The organism is Dyadobacter sp. CY351, assembly GCF_021502625.1.
In the GTDB taxonomy this organism is placed as follows: Bacteria; Bacteroidota; Bacteroidia; order Cytophagales; family Spirosomataceae; genus Dyadobacter; species Dyadobacter chenhuakuii.
Genome location: NZ_JAKFFU010000015.1, coordinates 145720 through 164906, shown reverse-complemented (window position 1 = coordinate 164906; position 19187 = coordinate 145720). Strand labels below are relative to the sequence as shown.

General features: G+C 45.9%; 18 protein-coding genes. 1 reads left to right on the top strand and 17 read right to left on the bottom strand.

What is annotated here, in order from left to right; genetic code table 11:
* Window positions 1–29 precede the first annotated feature (29 nt).
* The 17 genes from L0660_RS24485 to hutH all read right to left on the bottom strand — a co-directional run bounded on the left by L0660_RS24485 (window position 30) and on the right by hutH (window position 15197).
* Entirely contained in the window at window positions 30–2258 is a 2229-nt protein-coding gene (locus tag L0660_RS24485; protein WP_235161788.1) for a sodium-translocating pyrophosphatase, read from the bottom strand.
* A gap of 156 nt (window positions 2259–2414) precedes the next feature.
* Window positions 2415–3569, bottom strand: coding sequence for a DUF2062 domain-containing protein (locus L0660_RS24480; RefSeq protein WP_235161787.1), 1155 nt, complete (start codon window positions 3567–3569; stop codon window positions 2415–2417).
* Window positions 3570–3587: 18 nt separating this feature from the next.
* Window positions 3588–3944, bottom strand: a complete 357-nt coding sequence (locus L0660_RS24475) for a 3-hydroxyacyl-ACP dehydratase (RefSeq protein WP_235161786.1) — start codon at window positions 3942–3944, stop codon at window positions 3588–3590.
* A gap of 15 nt (window positions 3945–3959) precedes the next feature.
* Window positions 3960–4589: an outer membrane lipoprotein carrier protein LolA gene (locus L0660_RS24470; protein WP_235161785.1), complete on the bottom strand. Its 630-nt coding sequence runs from the start codon at window positions 4587–4589 to the stop codon at window positions 3960–3962.
* The gene (locus L0660_RS24465; protein WP_235161784.1) at window positions 4576–5346 is read right to left on the bottom strand and encodes a polysaccharide deacetylase family protein; all 771 of its coding nucleotides are present in this window, start codon (window positions 5344–5346) and stop codon (window positions 4576–4578) included. Before L0660_RS24465 ends, L0660_RS24470 begins: the two co-directional genes overlap by 14 nt.
* The gene (locus L0660_RS24460) at window positions 5336–6301 is read right to left on the bottom strand and encodes a beta-ketoacyl synthase chain length factor (RefSeq protein WP_235161783.1); all 966 of its coding nucleotides are present in this window, start codon (window positions 6299–6301) and stop codon (window positions 5336–5338) included. The genes L0660_RS24465 and L0660_RS24460 overlap by 11 nt, the downstream gene beginning before the upstream one ends.
* A gap of 29 nt (window positions 6302–6330) precedes the next feature.
* Window positions 6331–7515, bottom strand: coding sequence for a beta-ketoacyl synthase (locus L0660_RS24455; protein ID WP_235161782.1), 1185 nt, complete (start codon window positions 7513–7515; stop codon window positions 6331–6333).
* A 10-nt stretch (window positions 7516–7525) separates the two neighbouring features.
* Complete coding sequence (locus L0660_RS24450; RefSeq protein ID WP_026630157.1) at window positions 7526–7786, bottom strand: phosphopantetheine-binding protein; 261 nt, start codon at window positions 7784–7786, stop codon at window positions 7526–7528.
* Window positions 7787–7821: 35 nt separating this feature from the next.
* Entirely contained in the window at window positions 7822–8442 is a 621-nt protein-coding gene (locus tag L0660_RS24445) for a hypothetical protein (protein WP_235161781.1), read from the bottom strand.
* Entirely contained in the window at window positions 8439–9521 is a 1083-nt protein-coding gene (locus L0660_RS24440; protein WP_235161780.1) for a beta-ketoacyl synthase, read from the bottom strand. Before L0660_RS24440 ends, L0660_RS24445 begins: the two co-directional genes overlap by 4 nt.
* Before the next feature lie 7 nt (window positions 9522–9528).
* Window positions 9529–9945, bottom strand: a complete 417-nt coding sequence (locus tag L0660_RS24435; RefSeq protein WP_235161779.1) for a thioesterase family protein — start codon at window positions 9943–9945, stop codon at window positions 9529–9531.
* Between the two features lie 21 nt (window positions 9946–9966).
* Window positions 9967–10386: a hypothetical protein gene (locus L0660_RS24430; RefSeq protein ID WP_235161778.1), complete on the bottom strand. Its 420-nt coding sequence runs from the start codon at window positions 10384–10386 to the stop codon at window positions 9967–9969.
* Complete coding sequence (locus L0660_RS24425) at window positions 10386–11252, bottom strand: lipid A biosynthesis acyltransferase (protein ID WP_235161777.1); 867 nt, start codon at window positions 11250–11252, stop codon at window positions 10386–10388. Before L0660_RS24425 ends, L0660_RS24430 begins: the two co-directional genes overlap by 1 nt.
* A 2-nt stretch (window positions 11253–11254) precedes the next feature.
* The gene (locus L0660_RS24420) at window positions 11255–11521 is read right to left on the bottom strand and encodes a phosphopantetheine-binding protein (protein WP_084439573.1); all 267 of its coding nucleotides are present in this window, start codon (window positions 11519–11521) and stop codon (window positions 11255–11257) included.
* A gap of 194 nt (window positions 11522–11715) precedes the next feature.
* Window positions 11716–12936: a beta-ketoacyl synthase gene (locus L0660_RS24415; protein WP_235161776.1), complete on the bottom strand. Its 1221-nt coding sequence runs from the start codon at window positions 12934–12936 to the stop codon at window positions 11716–11718.
* 3 nt (window positions 12937–12939) lie between these two features.
* The gene (fabG, locus tag L0660_RS24410) at window positions 12940–13671 is read right to left on the bottom strand and encodes a 3-oxoacyl-ACP reductase FabG (RefSeq protein ID WP_235161775.1); all 732 of its coding nucleotides are present in this window, start codon (window positions 13669–13671) and stop codon (window positions 12940–12942) included.
* On the bottom strand, window positions 13668–15197 hold the full coding sequence (gene hutH, locus L0660_RS24405; RefSeq protein WP_235161774.1) for a histidine ammonia-lyase: 1530 nt from the start codon (window positions 15195–15197) through the stop codon (window positions 13668–13670). Before hutH ends, fabG begins: the two co-directional genes overlap by 4 nt.
* A 117-nt stretch (window positions 15198–15314) precedes the next feature.
* Here hutH and L0660_RS24400 point away from each other — a divergent pair, with 117 nt between their 5' ends.
* Window positions 15315–19181, top strand: coding sequence for a trifunctional MMPL family transporter/lysophospholipid acyltransferase/class I SAM-dependent methyltransferase (locus tag L0660_RS24400; RefSeq protein ID WP_235161773.1), 3867 nt, complete (start codon window positions 15315–15317; stop codon window positions 19179–19181).
* Window positions 19182–19187: the final 6 nt, after the last annotated feature.

Below are 19187 nucleotides of genomic sequence, written 5' to 3'. Positions count from 1 at the left end.
GCCGGGCGGTTTTGAATAATAATAAGCAACTATTCCACAATCTTCTTTAAAGGATAAACCGCAACATTCGCCTCAGTTTCAATAGTTGAAACCTGAGCCGTAGTAACTTGAATTTCTTTTTGTTTCAAACTTCCTTCCAGATCGTCCTTATCCACAGCGATGTGCGGGGCGATTACCAGGGAGACGATGGACATTAGCTTAATCAGGATGTTCATGGATGGGCCCGATGTGTCTTTGAATGGGTCCCCAACTGTATCTCCCGTCACGGCTGCCTTGTGCGGCTCTGACTTTTTGTAGAAGGTTTCGCCATTGATGACAGCACCTTTTTCAAAGGATTTTTTCGCATTATCCCAGGCGCCGCCGGCATTGTTCTGGAAAATACCCATTAACACACCCGACACGGTCACACCCGCCAATGTTCCACCAAGTACTTCCGGCCCGAAAAGAAAACCGACCAGGACAGGAACGATAAGTGCGATCAAGCCCGGCGCAACCATTTCACGGATAGAAGCCTGCGTAGAAATAGCCACACATTTGTCATATTCGGGCTTTGCGGTGCCTTCCATAATGCCAGGGATTTCGCGGAACTGTCTGCGCACTTCTTCAACCATTTTCATGGCAGCACGACCAACGGCCGCAATGGCCAGCGATGAGAAAATGAACGGGATCATGGCCCCTACAAATAAGCCGGCCAGCACATTGGCTTTATAAATATCAATAGAACTAATGCCTGCTACACCGCAGAAAGCAGCAAAAAGCGCCAGCGAAGTAAGGGCGGCGGAAGCGATGGCAAAGCCTTTTCCGGAAGCAGCAGTTGTGTTACCAACGGCATCCAAAATGTCCGTACGGCCACGAACTTCTTCCGGCAAATGTGCCATTTCGGCGATTCCACCTGCATTGTCCGCGATTGGTCCAAAAGCATCGATAGCCAATTGCATGGCTGTGGTGGCCATCATTCCGGCTGCGGCAATCGCAACACCATACAAGCCTGCAAATTCATAACTGATAAAAATACCGGCTGCCAGCACCAATGTTGGGATAACCGTAGATTCCATACCCACGGAAAGTCCGCCGATAATGTTCGTAGCGTGACCAGTGGAAGATTGATTTACAATGGATTGAACAGGTCTTTTTCCCATAGCCGTGTAATATTCCGTCACCATAGACATGATTGCACCTACAATTGATCCCAGCAAAATAGCCCAGAAAACGTCCAGCGCAGTGAAATCGACACCGCGAATGGTTAATGTTCCTTCGGGCAGCATCCACAGGGTGAGCGGATAGCTGACGATCAGAACAAGAATGATTGAGGCCCAGTTACCCAAATTCAAAGCGGCCTGCACATTTCCCTGATCATTTTTAACCCGAACCAGCAGCATACCAATGATGGAAGCGATAAGGCCCATTCCGGCAATGACCATAGGAAGCAAAATCGGAGCTATCCCGCCAAAATTATCCGTTCCCTCAGCAATGATCTCGCGGCCAAGAACCATCGTTGCTAAAATTGTTGCCACATACGACCCGAACAAATCCGCTCCCATACCTGCTACGTCGCCCACGTTATCACCTACGTTATCTGCAATGGTTGCAGGGTTTCTCGGATCATCCTCCGGGATTCCGGCTTCTACCTTTCCTACAAGGTCGGCGCCAACATCAGCAGCTTTTGTATAAATACCACCGCCTACGCGTGCAAAAAGCGCGATAGACTCCGCGCCAAGTGAAAATCCGGCAAGCACTTCAAGCACTTTTTCCATGCCCAGACCATTAACGTCCGTGCTGTCACCAACAAAAAAATGATATAAAATGATGAACAATCCGCCCAAACCAATTACGGCGAGGCTCGCCACCCCGATGCCCATTACGGAACCGCCGGTGAATGACACTTCCAATGCTTTGGTAAGGCTTGTGCGTGCCGCCTGCGTGGTGCGGACGTTGGATTTTGTAGCAATATTCATCCCGATATAGCCCGCAAATGCTGAAATGAACGCACCAATCAGGAACGAAATACCAATGAAGGCACTGGAATTCTCAACCAATGTGCCCGAGTAACCGAGTAAAATACTAACAATGATACCAAATACTATGAGTACACGCCATTCGGCTTTCAGGAAGGCAAGGGCACCATCTGCAATTGCGTCCGCGATCTCTTTCATCTCAGGACTTCCACCATCCTGCCGGACGACCCAGCCTCTTTTGAAGAACATAACCAGCAAGCCAACAAGGCCTAAAGCCGGCACTAAATAGGTAATGTTACTCATGCGATAAACAAATTAGGTTATAGGTTTTAAAATCTCGTAAATATAGAGAATGGGACCTCATAACAAAATGCGAAACCGCTAATTTTTGATCAATTCGTATAGATTTTATAAAAATTTGTAGAATTCAGTAATTAGGGAAGCGCCGGGCCAGCGCCGTTACTTGCGAAAAATAGCCAGTAAAAGATAGGTTATAAGGAAGCCTGCCAGTCCGGCTGCGACTGCGAGCAATGTGCCGCCTATAAAATATTGTACGAAATTTACATGGATCGAGCTGAGCGTAAGATTCTCAAATGAAGTGAGTTGTACACCGTTCTGATAAAACAGGCCGCCGAATTTGTAGCTTCCAAAAATGATGAAAGGAATAAAAGGCGGGATGCTAATGTTAGCGGCAGTAAGAAAAAGGACCTTGTTCATCTTGAAATAAATCGACAATGGAATGCCAATAAGCAACTGAAAGCCCCAAACCGGAACAATGCCCATAAAAAATCCGAAACCAATGGATTTTGCCTTGCTTAAATTGGACTCATCCGATTTTACAGCCTCGTCCCTGATAATCTTCCAAACGCCCTTCTTATTAATTTGTCGGATCAGTCTTTTGGGCAAATAGTAAAGTAAAGTGAGGATGACCAGGAATGTGTTCAGGACGCTGATCCGGGTAAAATCCTTGAACGGCCGAAAGTGCGTGACACGCTCGTTTTTGTCATAAATCACATGTATTTTCACGGGGACGATCGGGACATTGCGCCAGGCCAGCCTTACCAGCACTTCAGTTTCCGTTTCAAACTTCATAGTAAAAAGCCTGATCTTCCCGATTTCCCGCAAAGGATAGAGCCGGAAGCCAGTCTGCGTATCGGGCAGCGAGATGCCCGTTTCAAATTTGAACCAGAAGTTGGAAAATTTATTTCCAAAAGAACTTTTGCCCGGCACGCCCTCCTGCTCCATGTCCCTCGAACCCATAATCACAGCGCCAGGATTTTGTTTTGCTGCTTCCAGAAACAACGGAATGTCGGATGCAAGGTGCTGGCCGTCGGAATCAATGCTGATCGCGTTGTCGTAATGCTGTCTTAATGCTTCTGCAAACCCGGCGCGAAGTGCGTAGCCTTTCCCGCGGTTGACGCCATTGTCCAGAATAGTTAGTTGATCGCCATATTGAGCCAGCAAAGCGGCTGTTCCGTCCGTAGAACCGTCGTTGATGACAATGATATCCCGGTTTCGAGAGTAAGGAAGAAGGGAGTCAATGACACGGCCCAGTGTGTTGATATTGTTGTAAGTAGGAACAATGATGCAGCAATTGAGGTCCTGTAAGGTCATTATGAAACGGACTTTCTGTTAAAGATAGCTTGCCTGCATTTTGAAAAAAACTTTCCCATTGTCCTCCCCTGAGGCGTAGACTTCCCAAAATTCTGACTGCTTGAATTTGATAGTAATACGAACATTTGGATTTTCCCGGGGATCAAGCACTTCAAGAAATTTGCATGTCCGCATAGATTTCATGGCCAGCTTTTGGCTCAAATGTGTTTCCAGTAGCTCCTTCACGATCTGCATCTGTACAACACCCGGAGTAACCGGCGCACCCGGAAAGTGGCCGGCAAAGACGGCATGCTGAGCGTTGATAGCAATATCCGAAACAAGGCTTTCGGGAGTTGCTTCGGTTTTGGTTACAACGTAAAGACTTTTCGCAAACATGCTGAAATTGGAATACTATAAATTGATAAAAAGGTTGTCGTCTATCGGTTGATTGAACTTCTCATTCTGAAATTTCATCACGCTTTTATCGCCGCCTTTTTCATAAAAAGACAATTCTTTCAAATGCATCGTGCTCTTCGGGAAGACCATGGTTATCTTAGAATAAATGTTTTTCAGCCGACGGTTAACAGGAGTTAACACGACCATATACTGATCTGCGCTTTCCATAGCACTTTGCGAAAATGCTTTATTTTGCTGAAAATCACCGTTGACCAAGCCTATCATAAGCTCTTTGATCTGCGCCGCCATTCTACCAGCCTGACCAACACTTTTTTCCTTTCCAGCCTCCTGGACGCGTATTCTATCACCGTTAATTAATATTACATATTTAACTGGCGATTTTTGCTCCCACCGCATCTTGTCATTTTTTTTGTAATAAAAATTTCCGGATGAATGCTCCGGCTCTTTCAAAACAGCTAGAAATTTCTCCTCGGTAAACGCAGCCTGAATCGAATTCACCTCTTGTGAAGTCTTGCGTAGTTCCTGGAAAAGCTTTTCCGGGTTTGCTGATGGTTTGAATGTCTGTCCTTGCGCCCAGGCAATAGTCAGACAGAATGCGATCAATATAGCACTAATTTTCTTCATAGGGCTCACGTTGAATTAGCTTGGAAAGCGGCTCAATTTTTAGTCCTTTCTGTAAACAATGTTCGATCAAATCTTCCATTGAATCGGCTGTGACTTTCCGGTTATCATGCAGCAAAACAATGTCCCTGGCTCTTACTTTTGACATGACGCGATTGATAATCTCGTATTTATTTTGAGCTTTTGTATCAAAGCTTCGAACAGACCAGCCCACAGAATCCAGTTTTTGCTCACGCAAGACACGCGCGTAACGCGGGTTGGTCACGCCAAAGGGTGGACGGTAGAATTTTGGTGTTTTTCCAAGAATTCCACTGATAATGCTGGTGCAATGTTCCAGGTCCTTTGCCAGCTTGTCTTTCGAGAAGAAAGCGATCATTGTATGATGGCTGTATGAATGGTTGCCGATGATATGCCCCTCCTCATCAATGCGGCGAAGCAGCTCCGGAAATTTTTCTGCCCGTTTTCCAATGACAAAAAACGTGGCCTTCACTCCTTTTTCCTTTAAAATGTCAAGAATCTTTGGTGTGGTGTCAGGATCCGGGCCATCATCGAACGTTAGGGCGATGGATTTTCTTTTACCTGTGTTTATTGATTTCAGGAAATAATTGGCCTGAATGTTGAACGAACCGTAGGCGGTAAGGGCAAGATATGCAAGGGCAATGAAGATGAAAATCAGCCATGCGAAGCCTGTCTCCCAGAAGATAATCCCGCTGAGCGCAAAAATGGTGATGGCGGTTCCTGTGACAATGTTATGCTTCAATCGATTGCAGGAGTGTTAACCCCAGGTTACTTTGAATTAATGTATTGCAAACCAGCACATTTCTGAGTGACTTGTCAGCTTTCATTCTATCCACAGCCAAATGTACAGCGAATGCGGAAGTCGTTGGATAAATGCCAGAGTAGGTTAAGTAATCCACACATTTACTTTTGTCTATCCCCAGGTTCTGAATTAGGGATAATACGCCATCCGAATCGTGCCTATGCACATCCGAAACCAGCACCAGATCCAGCTCCGCTGCACTCAGCTCATTTTCTCTCAGAAAATCGTTAATCTCACTCGTAATATCTTTCACCAGACCAATGGCACGAGAGTCTTTGATACCAGCAACTGATTCTTCATTTCGGTTACTCGAAAGCATAAAAAAGGATGCCCCGGAAGTGATGGGATTAGCAATGTTCAAATGCAGGTTTTCCGAAATGTTTGTTAAAAAATCAATGGCCTCATCCGCAGCACCAACCAGAATGTTCCCTTCATTTTCATCCAAAAGCAACATAGCATCCACAAGTGCATTCTCGAATGAAATGGTGTTTTGCGTATGCGTCATATTATACCCATGGTTTCCAATGCTCAGTGAGATTTGACCTGCCATTGTATTATGGGTAGACTGGATAAAGGCAGTGGGTGGAAGCAGTCCTTCAATAGTTATAACATTGTTAAGAAATTTTTCAGTGTCCAAAAGACAGCCTAATCCCGTCCCAATGATGATTCCATCCGGTTGCTCAATCTTTGCCTGCCCTATGCAATCCTTCGCGCAAGCCACCGACATCCTTAAAATCTTGCTCATTCTCCGCAAGAGTCCGGCGTCAATAAAGCCTTTGTAATCCGGACTTAACAGTGCAGACGACTCTTGCAGCGGCTCAATACTGGCAGAAAAGCCAACATTCCGGAATGTTGGCTGATGCGAAATGGTCGATGCGGCGGAAATGTAATACACCTAGGATATCTTGAATTTATGTAATCTACTTAATTATGGCTTGAAAAAACCAGCGATGAATTGTTCCCACCGAAACCAAATGAATTGGACAAAACAGCTTTAATAGCCTTCTCGCTTTGCAGGGAAGTGACTGGATTTAGCCCGGTCTCTGTAATGGGCGTTTTATAATTCAGGTTTGGAAAAATCAGGTTGCGCTGAATGGCAAGAACCGAAAAGACGGCTTCAATAGCACCGGCAGCAGCAAGGGTATGCCCCGTATATGGTTTTGTTGAGCTGAATGCCGGAATATCATTCCCAAAAACATTCATCAGCGCCACTGACTCGGATAGATCGTTATTTTTCGTCCCGGTCCCGTGTGCATTAATGTAAGAAATGTCAGACAACGCAACACCGGATTTGGTCAAAGCATTTTTTATCGCCAGGGTTGCCCCTTTTCCTTCCGGTGATGATGCAGTTTGATGATATGCGTCAGCCGCATTCGCCCAACCACTCACATATCCGATTGTCTTGTTCCCTGAAATCTGCACACTCTTTTCATTTTCCAGCAGCAAGAACGCAGCGCCCTCCCCCAGATTCAACCCACTTCTGCTTTCATCAAACGGCCTGCACCATGCATCGTCGTAGATCATTAATGAGCGAAAACCGTTGATTGTAAACCTGGTTATTGCATCCGAACCACCAACCAGGACCCGGTCGAGCTTACCATTTAGAAGCAGCCGCGCGCCTAGCATAATGGCATTAGCGCCTGAGGAACAAGCTGTTGAAAGTGTATTAATATAACCGGAAATGCCCAGTTCAGCAGCGATTCGTTCTGTCGTGCTGCCACTGTCGTGGGTTTTGAGGATATTGAAATCGGGATTAGTACCGGCGAGATAGCTTTTATAAAAGTCCTCTGTCCGATCCATTCCGCCAACGGAAGTTGCCGAGATAATGCCTGTTCGAAGTCCGCTTACGTGCTTGTTATCGCCCCATGCTTCTTTCGCGGCTTTTAACCCCAACAATGAGGTGCGGGAAATGCCTTTTGGACCTGTATCAAGCGCTTGCTGCAATGCTTCGTTGGACATTTTCACTTCTCCGACCAACAGCCCTTCTGCCTCTTTCAGAAACTGCACGGGCTCAATGCCCGACCTGCTTTCCATCAGCGCCTGCAAATTTTCTGCAACAGTCAGCCCAATTGCAGATACAATGCCCATACCGGTTATTCGGACGCCCATTTCGTAGTTTTTATTCGACTGCCCTGTTACGGATGTACTCTGCCATTGAATTGATTGACTTGAAAGCCACCTTGCCTTCATCCGGGTTGACCACCTGAATCCCATGGTATTTTTCCAGCAACACGATCAGTTCCAGCGCGTCAATGGAATCCAGGCCGAGACCTCCTTCATCAAAAAGCAACGCATCGTCCGCAATGTCAGCCGGCGTGATATCTTCAAGGTTCAACTGCTCTATTATCTGTTTTTTAAGGTCTTCCTTTAAATTATCCATTGTCAATTAATGTGTATACTTTGATTTTCGGATTGTTATGCGTGGCTCAAACCGGCGAGCTTTGAAAGATTGTGCTTATTGAAATCCATGCCGCCTTCTGATTCGCTTTCTACCAGTGCAACGAAAACTTCGATCTGATCGCCCATCACTTCGAGCCATCCGACCAGAACTGCTTTGGCGCCGGTGGACAGGAAAATCTGCCCGTAATCGACGAAAAAACCGGGGGCGAATTTAGGTAAAACAGCGAACATATTCTCGCCAAACCACTTGTTTCTGATCGCTATTTCACCCAAAACAATGTTAGGCAATGTGTAAACAAATAAAGATGGACTTGGTGCACCATTTTGTTCATAGGAGTGTAAAAATCGCAGATCTGTGTCCGCGCTGGACGATTGGTTTGCGAACAGCATTGCAATTTCATCGTCCTGATACTTGCTCGCCAAACCCTTGTTAACACGTTTTATCACTTCCGAAGCCAAAAATCCTGCTTGCGACAGCGCGTCCATTTTATAAAACTTAGGATATACGATTTCCTGCTCCTTATAAATCTGTTTGAACCAACTGTCCGCAGCATCTTTTTCACGCGTTGCCACCAACTCGCCATTCACCGAAAAATGATCGGCCGACAAATGACAATATGTTGTAATCAAACTCATAAACTCTTGATAATCAAAGATGCATTACCGCCGCCAAAGCCTGATGCTGTTTTCAGAACAGTTACCGGCTTGCTAGGAATATTTTCTGCAATGACATTTAATTTTATTGAGGTGCCGCTTTCCTTATAACCGAGGCTTTTTAACAAAACTCCGTGGCGCATCATTTGCATGGAGGCTGCTGTTTCTATCACACCCGCCGCACCCAGCGTATGTCCGAAATAGCCTTTCAAACTGCTCAGCGGCACATTCGTCAAGCCAATCCGGTCGAAGGCAATGGATTCCATTTCATCATTAAAGACCGTCGCCGTGCCATGCGCGCAGATAAAATCGATTTCTTCCGGTGCTACGTCATTGGATTCCAATGTCTTTTTCACACTTCGAAACAATCCCTCACCCGTTCGGGAAGGGCCTGAAATGTGATTGGCATCATTGGCACTCGTGCCGGAAAGAAGCTGTAAAGCGCCATTTTTGAATATTTCCCTTGTCTCAGAAACAACCACTGCACCGCACCCCTCGCCCATTGTTATGCCCTTGCGCGACGCATCGAAAGGGGCACAGGGCTGATCACTGATTGCAAAGAGAGACTGAAATCCAAAAACGACAAAACCCGAAATCAGGTCACAGCCTATGACAATGGCATGGTCGTATACTTTCGCTTGAATAAGATTGCTAGCCGCATTAATTGCCAACACGCCTGATATGCAAGCATTTGAAAGCACGATGGGCTGATTGGCCAGGCGAAACCTGGAAACCAGCGTTTCTATGCTCTTACCAAACTGATCGGTGATATTTTTATCAAGTTCACCTTTTGTCGAACTCACAATCACAATGGTCCTTTCAGAGGTCAGGATTGCGGGATCTATATTTTCAGAAACAGCCGAAAGTGCGTCCGAAATCAGCTTTTCAAATTTGAAATCAGCGACGAGATCCAGCATTTTAGACAAATAAAGGTCTGCATTGTCGAATCCGGCTTGCTTTACCAAAGAAATTCCCGATCGATTGGCCTGCATAGCAGCCCAGTTCTCAGCTGTGGTCCCACCCAAGGGACTTATGATTACTTCGGCACCAATGTAGGTCATTCCAGATTCAATAAACCTTGTTTTGTTCTTTCCAATCCCGGTAAAAATCGGGAGTAATCAGTTCCAATGTGCGTGTTTCCTTGTTCAAAAAAACCTGCATGGTTTTGCCCACAGCGCACAATTCGCCAGTTGTAAGGTTCACAACCTCATATTCAAACTGGATTTTGGCTGATTTTGCAGGCACATATTTCGTTATTACTTTAATGATCTGCCCGTAATAAACCGGAGCCTTATGGTCAATTTCAGATTTTACGATGGGTGTAAAGTAGCCTTTGTCGAAAATTGTCAGGTATTCCAATCCGTAGGCTTTACCAAAAGCTTCTCTCCCGTCTTCGAAAAATTTCAGGTAATTGCCATGCCAAACAACGCCCATTGCGTCAGTTTCACTAAAACGTATATCAATTTCGATTTCCGAAGCAATCATAATATGCTATCTCATTAAGGGTTAGTGTGTCACCACAATCTTCATTTCACAGCCGAGCAATATACGCCCTTCCCAGAAACTTTCCCCTTTAACCAGGTAAATATTTCCTAGTTGATGTAGTGGTTCTACGATTGTCCGGATCGTTGCGGAGGCCGTTGGCAGCTCATGCACTTCCACTTTTGTAATGGCTCCTATGAAGCCAATTTTAGGCTCCCCGTCTTCCTCACGGTCCAGATAACCGAATGATGCAGCACAAGTCTGCGCAATGTTTTCCAATAACCCCGACTCCTGAAAATGCCCGTCTTCAACCAGCACATTATCTTGTTCTATATAAAAATCCGATTCAAATCTTTCCGCTGAAACGCTTACCAGATTATCAATCATGATAAAGGGTTCTCGGTGTGGAATGTATTGATTTATAGCGCTTTTGGGTACGATCATTAAACAAAAAAGTTGAAATAATTAAACCATTGCTCAGGATATTCCTTCACTTTTCGTTCCAGTTCAGCAACATACAAGGCGGCGATCTCTTCGGGCTTGCGTTTTCCCGTTAACGGCAATGTTGCGCTGAGATGATAACTGTACCTTCCATCTTTGGCAGCAAAAACGAATGTTACCGGCGCATCAAACTTGGAGGCGATAATGAACGGTCCGTAAGGAAACTTCGCCTTCCTGCCGAAAAAATCCAACTCTATAAACTTGGCGCCATCCATATAGCGATCTGAATGAATGGCCACAAACTCGTTGTTAACCAATGCGTTGCGAATTGCGATAATGTGTGAAAGATCGTTTCTGATCGCGATAACCTTAAACCTGGAACCGCCTGTGGAACTGTCCATAAACTGTTTAATGCTTTCCACCTCCGCGTCCAGCATTACAATGTTAATGGTCGGTGTAATGCGCCCTTTCAGCAGGTTACCGGCCGTTTCCCAGTTACCCAAATGCGCGCTCAGCAGTATCCCGCCTTTTCGACCTTCCCGTATATCAATCAGATATTGCTCATTTTCAAACACATGCGTAAACTTTTCCGTTTTCCCAAGCAGGAATGCGGCGCGGTCTACCAAAGTTTGTCCGAAAATGTAAAAGTTTTTCCTGGCCAGCTTTTTGGCCTCTGAAACTGGAAGATGGAGGGTATTTTGGTAAAAATCCAGTAACGCGCTTTTTTGCTTCGCTGCAAAAAGATAGTAATAATACGTTACCAGCTTCAACAAGCGGTAGGCAAAATCCAGCCCAAGCTTGTTAATGAAATAGAGAAAGATTTTGTACCCGACTAATGATCCTTTGGTTTTACCATCCCAACGGCTCATTCTTATAGATTTAGTTTCTTACGAACAAGCCGGTAAAAATCACCGAATGTTACGATCTCCTTGAAGTCTTCGCCTGTAATTTTAATGTTGAGATTTTCTTCGATGAGCACCACAAGATCCACATAGTCAAGGCTGTCCAGATCGAGCGTATCTTTGAGACTGTTTTCAGGAAGAATCAGATTCCGGTCCACCTCAAACTCCTCCGATAAAAAATCCCTCGTTTCTTCGATAACTTCTTCCCAACTCATTTTTACGTCGTTAGCATACATGGCTACAAAATTAATTTATTCTTGCTGATAGTTTAAAGATATTGCTCTTTTTTAAATTAAACTCTGCGACTCACACAATAATTTAATACAAAAACCATTGCATGCGCGCATCCCTTTGGAGCAGAACAAAAATACAAATTTACGGTTGCCGCGAACCGCCGCTTACGAAGTTGAAACTCCGCAAATCGTCCTGATCAGGAGATTTTTTTGATGATTAATGTTGAATTTGTTCCGCCAAAACCAAACGAATTGGAAAGGAAACAATTGATTTCCTGCTCCTTAGTTTCAGCAATAACGTTGATCCGCGCCGAGTCTTCGTCCGGGTTTTCGAAGTTGATATTGGGTGCTACAAAAGAATTCTGCATCATTAGTAAAGAGTAAACGATCTCGCTGGCACCCGCCATCCAGCACTCATGCCCCGTCATTGATTTGGTTGAACTTACTGGTGTTTCAGGCCCGAAAACTTCAAAAATCGCTCGTGCTTCACTCCCATCGCCGACTGGCGTCGACGTGGCGTGCGCATTAATGTAATCCACCTCATCCGCAGCAATTCCCGCCTGGGTCATGGCCATTTTAAGTGAGCGGACCTGCCCGTCGATGCTGGGATTGGATATGTGATCGCCGTTGGAAGAAAATCCGTAGCCGATGAGTTCTGCCAGTATAGGAGCACCGCGCTTCACGGCGGACTCGTATGATTCGAGAATTACTGTTGCCGCGCCGCCGCTGGGGATCAGCCCGTCGCGATCGCGATCGAATGGCCGGGAAGCTTTTGCAGGCTCCGATTCTCGTATGGAGAATGTTCCCAGCCCGTCAAAACTGGCCATGGCAGCAATGTTAATTTCCTGCGCACCACCGCAAATGATCCTGTCCTGCAATCCCTGCCGGATCATCATGTAACCCATCCCGATAGAATGGGAGCCGGATGCGCAAGCCGCGCTGAGTGTAAAATTGATTCCTTTTAACTTAAAAATCGTCGAAAGGTTCATATTAACCGTGCTATTCATGTTTTGAAAAATAGCGCCGCTTCCAATTAATGTGGTGTCGTGTTTTTCTTTGGCTTTGTCAACCGCTTCCACCACCGATGAGGCAGTGCTGTCGTTACCATAAATGATGCCGGTTTCTGTGGTTTCGAGAAAGTCCACATCCAATCCCGAGAGTTCAAGCGCCTGACGCGTAGCCATATATGCATAAATAGCGGGCTGGTGCATACCCAGGCGCTGCCTTCTGGACAGGTAGTTTTTCAGGTCGGGCTCCTGAACCATGCCCGTTAGCGCAGAACGAAAGCCAAAATCCTTCCTAACCTGATCAAAAACAACCCCGCTTTTCCCGGCATACAAAGATTTTGTGACCTCGTCCAGGTTTTCGCCTAAACAAGAGTAAATCCCAATTCCGGTTACGACAACTCTGTGATCCATTAATTATGAATAAATTCCTCCGTTGATATTAATCACCTCGCCCGTAATGTAGGCGGCCTTATCCGAGACCAGAAAACTAACCAGATGTGCAACTTCCTCCGCTTGGCCGAAACGGTTCATCGGTATCATTTGCTTTAATTCTGCTTCGTTCAGGTCTTTGGTCATATCGCTCGTGATAAAACCCGGCGCAACTGCATTTACCGTGATCTTGCGCTTAGCAACTTCCTGTGCCAACGCTTTTGTGGCTGCAATAATTGCCCCCTTGGCTGCCGAATAATTCGTTTGCCCGGCCACGCCCTTCATTCCGGACACCGATGCAATGTTAACAATCCGGCCCGAACGCTTGCGCAGCATTTGCTGAATGGCATTTTGCGTAACATTAAATAGGCCTTTCGCGGAAATGTTCATCACATCGTCCCAATCCTGTTCCGGCATCCACATAAACAGGCCGTCACGCGTAATGCCGGCATTATTCACCAACACACTGATATGCTTTTCTTCGTTCCTCTCTCTCCATTTGTTCAGGGCCTCGTCCACCTCCGTTTTTGTCTGAACATTGAATTGCAACAATTCCCCGGCCCCACCGGCAGCCACAATTGCTGCTAACGTTTCCTCTGCCGCGGCCTGATTGGAAGAATAATTGACCAGAATATATAGCCCGTGATCTTTTGCAAGCTGCACCGCTATGGCACGGCCCAGTCCTCTTGACGCGCCTGTTACCAATGCACAGCTCATAATTTAAAGGGGGTTTCTTTGATATATTCGAATACTGCTGCAATGCTTTCGGATTGCGGAATATCCTCTTTCACGAAATGCGCATGCTGCCTGATCTGGCTGTAAATGGATTTTGCATTAGGCGATAACCGCTCCTGCTCACCCGGTTCCAGCAAATCAATGGCCTGGCAAATGGCCATAATGTGAATTGACATTACCTGGAATGAGTTTTCCAGAACCTGCTTGGCAAGCACCGCACTATTGGTCCCCATGCTTACAATGTCCTGATTATCATTATTATTAGGAATGCTATGCACGTAAACTGAACCGGATAGCGCCTGGTTTTCTGCTGTTGTGGAAGTCGCTGTAAACTGCACGCCCTGGAAGCCGAAATTCAATCCCCATGTTCCGGCGTTCAGGAATGGCGGAAACTTGCCATTTAATTTACTGTTCATCAGGAAGTTGAGCTGCCTTTCCATTAGCATTGAAAGCTTGGTAAGGACAATTTTAACTTTATCCATTTCCAGCGAAATGTAGTCGCCGTGGAAATTGCCTCCGTGGAAAACATTATCGTCCTCCGGGCTTACAATAGGGTTATCATTGGTTGAATTAAGCTCATTTTCAACCACTTCCTGCGCATACTGCAATGTATCAAGGATTGGCCCCAGGATCTGCGGAACGCATCTTACCGAATAATATTCCTGGATCTTCCGCTCAAATTCCTTCCGTTGCAGCGCCGTATCATCTTTAAATAACTCTTCACGACTGCGTATCAACTGACTGCCAGCCACAAAATCACGCATTTGCTGCGCTATAATTTGCTGGCCTTTATGGTGTTTAACCGCATTCAGTTGCTTGGAAAACGAATCATCAAATGCTTCAATAACCTCATTCAGCATGGCCGACGCCGCAACCGCCCATTGCACCAGCCTTTTTGCATAAATAATATTGATCGCCGCAATGCCCGTCATGCAGGACGTTCCGTTGATCAGCCCTAGGCCGTCGCGCAATTCCATTTTAAGCGGCTCAATGTTATTTTTTGCTAAAACATCGGCCGTTTTTGTCCTGATCCCGCCTTCATAAACGTGCCCTTCGCCGATCAGGTTAAGGCCTAGATGGGAAAGCTGAACAAGGTCACCGCTCGCGCCGACGCTTCCATGCTCGAAGATTTCAGGTACAATCCCTTTATTTAAAAATGCGACAAGCTGCTTGATAACACCCGTGCTGACACCCGAGTTGGCCTGCAAAAATGAATTCAGGCGCGCTACCATCACACTGCGGGCATAAATTTCGTTGAGTGGCCTGCCTATACCGCTGGAATGGCTGCGGATGAGGTTGTATTGCAGGTTACTCAGCTTATCAGTCTCAATCCGGTATTGAGCCATCGGGCCAAAACCGGTATTGATTCCGTATATAATTTTATCTTTGGAGAAATTCGTAAGAAATGTAAAGGACTTAGAAACTTTATTGAGGGCGTCTTCGGCTAAGATAAATTCCTTCTTTTCAAAAGCATACTGCTCGATATGAGCTAAGGAAATACTATTCATTTAGAGATTGCATAATTAATATTACGTAAAATAAATCTTTTTTTGCGGTTTTGACAAACATGCCGCAATCGGCAAACGTGCCACCGGAAGTTGCCGGAATTTTACATTTGCTTACTTTTGTCTGACATTCACGTTCCCCTTTCAATGATCGGAGATTTACTTTTAAGGTTACATCAGTTCCTTTCCAGACACAAGCCCGCATTTTTCCTCAGTCTGGTTGTCCTTACAAGTTTTCTGATCCTGGGAATCTCGCGGTTAAAGGTAACGGAAAGCATTTTTGCAACCTTACCGAAGGGTAAGAGCTTCGAAGAATTCAACCGGCTCATTGAAAGCAAGAACATTATCAACCAGATCGTCTTTTCGATTGACGTCCCAGAAGAAACAACATCTGATGAAGCTAAATTGCTCGGAGAAGCGTTTTCCGACTCGCTGACAAGATATACCAACGGTGCCATCCGGAACATTCAGATCGAACGGCCGTTCGCTCAGGAAGATGTTTACCAGTTTGTTTACGGCCGTTTTCCGGAGCTCATTGATTCTTCCTATTATTCACACATTGCCAGCCGATTAAATGCGGATACGGTTAAAGCTTCGGTTAACTCGGCTTATAATCAGCTTACTACGCCCGGGGGGACATTTCTCAAACAGTTCATTGTCAATGATCCGCTTGGGATAACCGGCCCGTATTTCCGGAAATTAAATGCCAGTAGCAATGCGAACGGCATGATGCTCGAAGATGGCGTCATGTTCACGGGCGATCGCAAGAAAATGATCATTTTTGCCGCAACGAGTTTTGATTCAGGCGATTCCGAGAAAAATGTGGAGCTCTATGAGGATGTTGAAGCATTCAAATCCCGCTGGAATAAGCGGCAGAAATACCATCATTTCTCGTATTTCGGCACTTTCGAAATCGCTGCGCGCAATGCCATTCAAGTCAAAAAAGATTCCTATTTAACATCTTTCATCGCGTTGGGGGGCATTTTGCTGTTGCTAATCCTCTACTATCGCAAATTCCTCATTCCGCTATACATTATATTACCCGGCGTGTTCGGGGCGATTTTCGCGCTGGGCATTATCGGTTATATCCGGCCCGAAATATCGGGGATTTCCCTGGCAACCGGCGCTGTTGTTTTTGGCATCTTGCTGGATTATGCATTTCACTTCTTCACCCATTTAAGGCATACCAATTCTATTTCCGCTGCCATCAAGGAAGTAAGCGCGCCTTTGCTGACCGGCAGTTTCACGACCGTAATGGCTTTCAGTGCGTTGCATTTTGCCAATTCGGCAGTTTTGCAGGATTTTGGCCTGTTTTCGTCCCTTAGCTTGCTGGGCGCTGCGCTTTTTACACTGATCGCGCTGCCCGTTATCCTGTCATCTGTTGCATTTGAGAAAAAGCAGATGCCCGCAGAAAGTCGCGCGTTTCGGTTTCCGCAAATTCAGGAAAAGTCCAGGCCGATGATTCTGGCATTTATTGCTGTTATGACCCTGGTCTTCCTCTATTTTGCCAGGTTTACGGAGTTTGACAGCAGCTTTGAAAACCTTAGCATTCAGGATAAGGATCTGCAAAAACGCGAGGAAGCGCTCACAGGCATTGACCCAAAGGCAGAAAAAAGGATCTATATCTTCGCCAGCAATCCGGTCAGGGCTAAGGCCGAATCAATCAATTACCGGGTTTACCAAAACCTGGTCCAGCTGCGTGATCAGGGAAAAATAAACAGCTTCGTTTCTTCCGGCTCATTCCTTATCCCGCATGAACTCCGGCTGGAACGCAACCGCAAATGGCATGATTTCTGGGATTTGCGCCGGAAAGAGGCCACCTATAATGCGTTGGATCTGGCGGCGGCAAAGAAAGGATTTAGCACCAATGCATTCAGTGATTTCAAATCATGGGTCGCAGGTCAGCAGCCAGGCGCTGTCCCCGTGGATACATTGCTGGCAGAACTTGGCCTGGATAATCTGATCGAGGCGAATGTCAGCGGCACGACATTCATCACCACATTGATCGTCCCGCAGAATCAGCTGCCTTTTGTTAAAGATGAACTTAGAGCGATCCCGGGAATTGCGTTATTTGATCGCGGTGAACTGGCCGGTGATCTGCTCAAACTGGTAAAGGACGACTTCAATTATCTCTTGCTTATCTCCGCGTCGATCGTCTTCCTTACATTACTCGTCGTTTACGGACGGATCGAATTAACACTGTTAACTTTCCTGCCAATGGTGATCAGCTGGATCTGGATATTGGGTATAGCGGCCATTTTGGGCATAAAATTCAACTTTGTCAATGTAATCGTCACCACATTCATTTTCGGACTTGGCGACGATTTCAGCATTTTTGTCACGGACGGCTTGCTAAATAAATACAAATACGGCAAGGATTCACTTCGCTCCTACCAGTCAGCCATTGCCTTATCAGCCACCACCACGATCATCGGAACGGGTGTCCTCATCTTTGCCAAACATCCCGCCATTCAATCCATTGCACTGATCAGTGTGTTGGGCATTGTCTGCATCCTGTTCATATCCTTTGTTTTTCAACCTGTCCTTTTTGGTTTTTTTGTCCAAAACAGAATAGCAAAAAAGAAGGCGCCGGTAACATTAGTGCCATTCCTGATCAGCGTTTCCAGTTTCACCTACTTCCTTTCGGGCTGCCTGTTTTTGCATTCCAAACTGGTTACGATTCTGTTGCTGCCCATTTCAAAGTTGCGGAAGAAGGCAATGCTCAACCGTTCGCTTTCTTTTTATGCCAAAACCGTGATCTATTCGGGACCACATGTAAAAAAGAATTTTTCAGGACTGGAAAATTTGCAGCCCGAGAAACCGGTCATTTTCATTGCGAACCACACTTCGTTTCTGGACATTTTGCTGGCCATTATGCTTAATCCGAAAATCGTTCTAATGGTCAAAGGCTGGGTGTACAATTCGCCGTTTTTCGGACCCATTATTCGTCATGCGGGTTACGTGTATACGGATGACGGCCCCGAGGAGAACATTAACAAGGTTAAAGAACTCGTTGCAGACGGTTATTCACTCCTCATCTTTCCCGAAGGAACACGGTCGGAAGACGGGCAGATCACCCGGTTCCATAAGGGCGCTTTTCACCTCGCCGAGCAGCTTGGCCTCGACATTCAGCCCATACTGATCCACGGCGCTTCTGATGTTTTGCCTAAAAACGATTTTCTGATCCGACCCGGCGCACTCAATGTTCGCGTGCTCCCGCGCATACGCCTGTCCGATCCGGAATGGGGCAGCCAGCTGCGGGATAAGACCAAGAACATTGCTGCATATTTTAAAACTGCATTTGCTTCCTATAAAAATGAAATGGAAGACACGGCGTATCTGAAACATAAAATTTTTACCAATTATGTATTTAAAGGCCCTGTCCTCGAATGGTATTTCAAGATCAAGTGGCGGCTGGAAAGTAAGAATTTCGCCTACTATAATGAGCTGATCGGCGATCGGAAGAACATTCTGGACATTGGCTGCGGATACGGCTACTTGTCCTTTTATCTGCATTATAAGAACGAGGACCGCCTGATCACAGGCATTGATTATGATGAGGAAAAGATCAGCGTTGCGCAAAACAGTTATCGCAAAACGGCTCATCTGAACTTCGTCTGCAGCGATATTATGCAGGCCGATCTCGGCAGTCAGGATGTGATATTTTTAAATGATGTGCTTCACTATTTATCAAAAGAAAAACAGCTTAAATTGCTCGAAAGGTGTGCATTAGCGCTGCAACCGGACGGCATTCTTTTCATCCGCGACGGCATTACCGATAATCAGGAAAAGCACCGGAATACGCAGAAAACCGAAGCATTATCAACAAAATTTTTCTCTTTTAACCGCAAAGAAGATGAATTTCACTTCTTTTCATCCGTCGATATCCAAGACTTCGCCGCCAGGCACCATATGCATGTCGAGATGCAGGAACATTCGAGCAATACGTCGAATGTGCTGTTCATTTTGCGGCCAGTGACCAGATAATAATTG

Coding starts and splice junctions, on each gene's coding strand:
- L0660_RS24485 (WP_235161788.1), bottom strand. CDS start 2,258: ATGAGTAACATTACCTATTTAGTGCCGGCTTTAGGCCTTGTTGGCTTG.
- L0660_RS24480 (WP_235161787.1), bottom strand. CDS start 3,569: ATGACCTTACAGGACCTCAATTGCTGCATCATTGTTCCTACTTACAAC.
- L0660_RS24475 (WP_235161786.1), bottom strand. CDS start 3,944: ATGTTTGCGAAAAGTCTTTACGTTGTAACCAAAACCGAAGCAACTCCC.
- L0660_RS24470 (WP_235161785.1), bottom strand. CDS start 4,589: ATGAAGAAAATTAGTGCTATATTGATCGCATTCTGTCTGACTATTGCC.
- L0660_RS24455 (WP_235161782.1), bottom strand. CDS start 7,515: ATGGGCGTCCGAATAACCGGTATGGGCATTGTATCTGCAATTGGGCTG.
- L0660_RS24450 (WP_026630157.1), bottom strand. CDS start 7,786: ATGGATAATTTAAAGGAAGACCTTAAAAAACAGATAATAGAGCAGTTG.
- L0660_RS24445 (WP_235161781.1), bottom strand. CDS start 8,442: ATGAGTTTGATTACAACATATTGTCATTTGTCGGCCGATCATTTTTCG.
- L0660_RS24440 (WP_235161780.1), bottom strand. CDS start 9,521: ATGACCTACATTGGTGCCGAAGTAATCATAAGTCCCTTGGGTGGGACC.
- L0660_RS24435 (WP_235161779.1), bottom strand. CDS start 9,945: ATGATTGCTTCGGAAATCGAAATTGATATACGTTTTAGTGAAACTGAC.
- L0660_RS24430 (WP_235161778.1), bottom strand. CDS start 10,386: ATGATCGTACCCAAAAGCGCTATAAATCAATACATTCCACACCGAGAA.
- L0660_RS24425 (WP_235161777.1), bottom strand. CDS start 11,252: ATGAGCCGTTGGGATGGTAAAACCAAAGGATCATTAGTCGGGTACAAA.
- L0660_RS24420 (WP_084439573.1), bottom strand. CDS start 11,521: ATGTATGCTAACGACGTAAAAATGAGTTGGGAAGAAGTTATCGAAGAA.
- L0660_RS24415 (WP_235161776.1), bottom strand. CDS start 12,936: ATGGATCACAGAGTTGTCGTAACCGGAATTGGGATTTACTCTTGTTTA.
- fabG (WP_235161775.1), bottom strand. CDS start 13,671: ATGAGCTGTGCATTGGTAACAGGCGCGTCAAGAGGACTGGGCCGTGCC.
- hutH (WP_235161774.1), bottom strand. CDS start 15,197: ATGAATAGTATTTCCTTAGCTCATATCGAGCAGTATGCTTTTGAAAAG.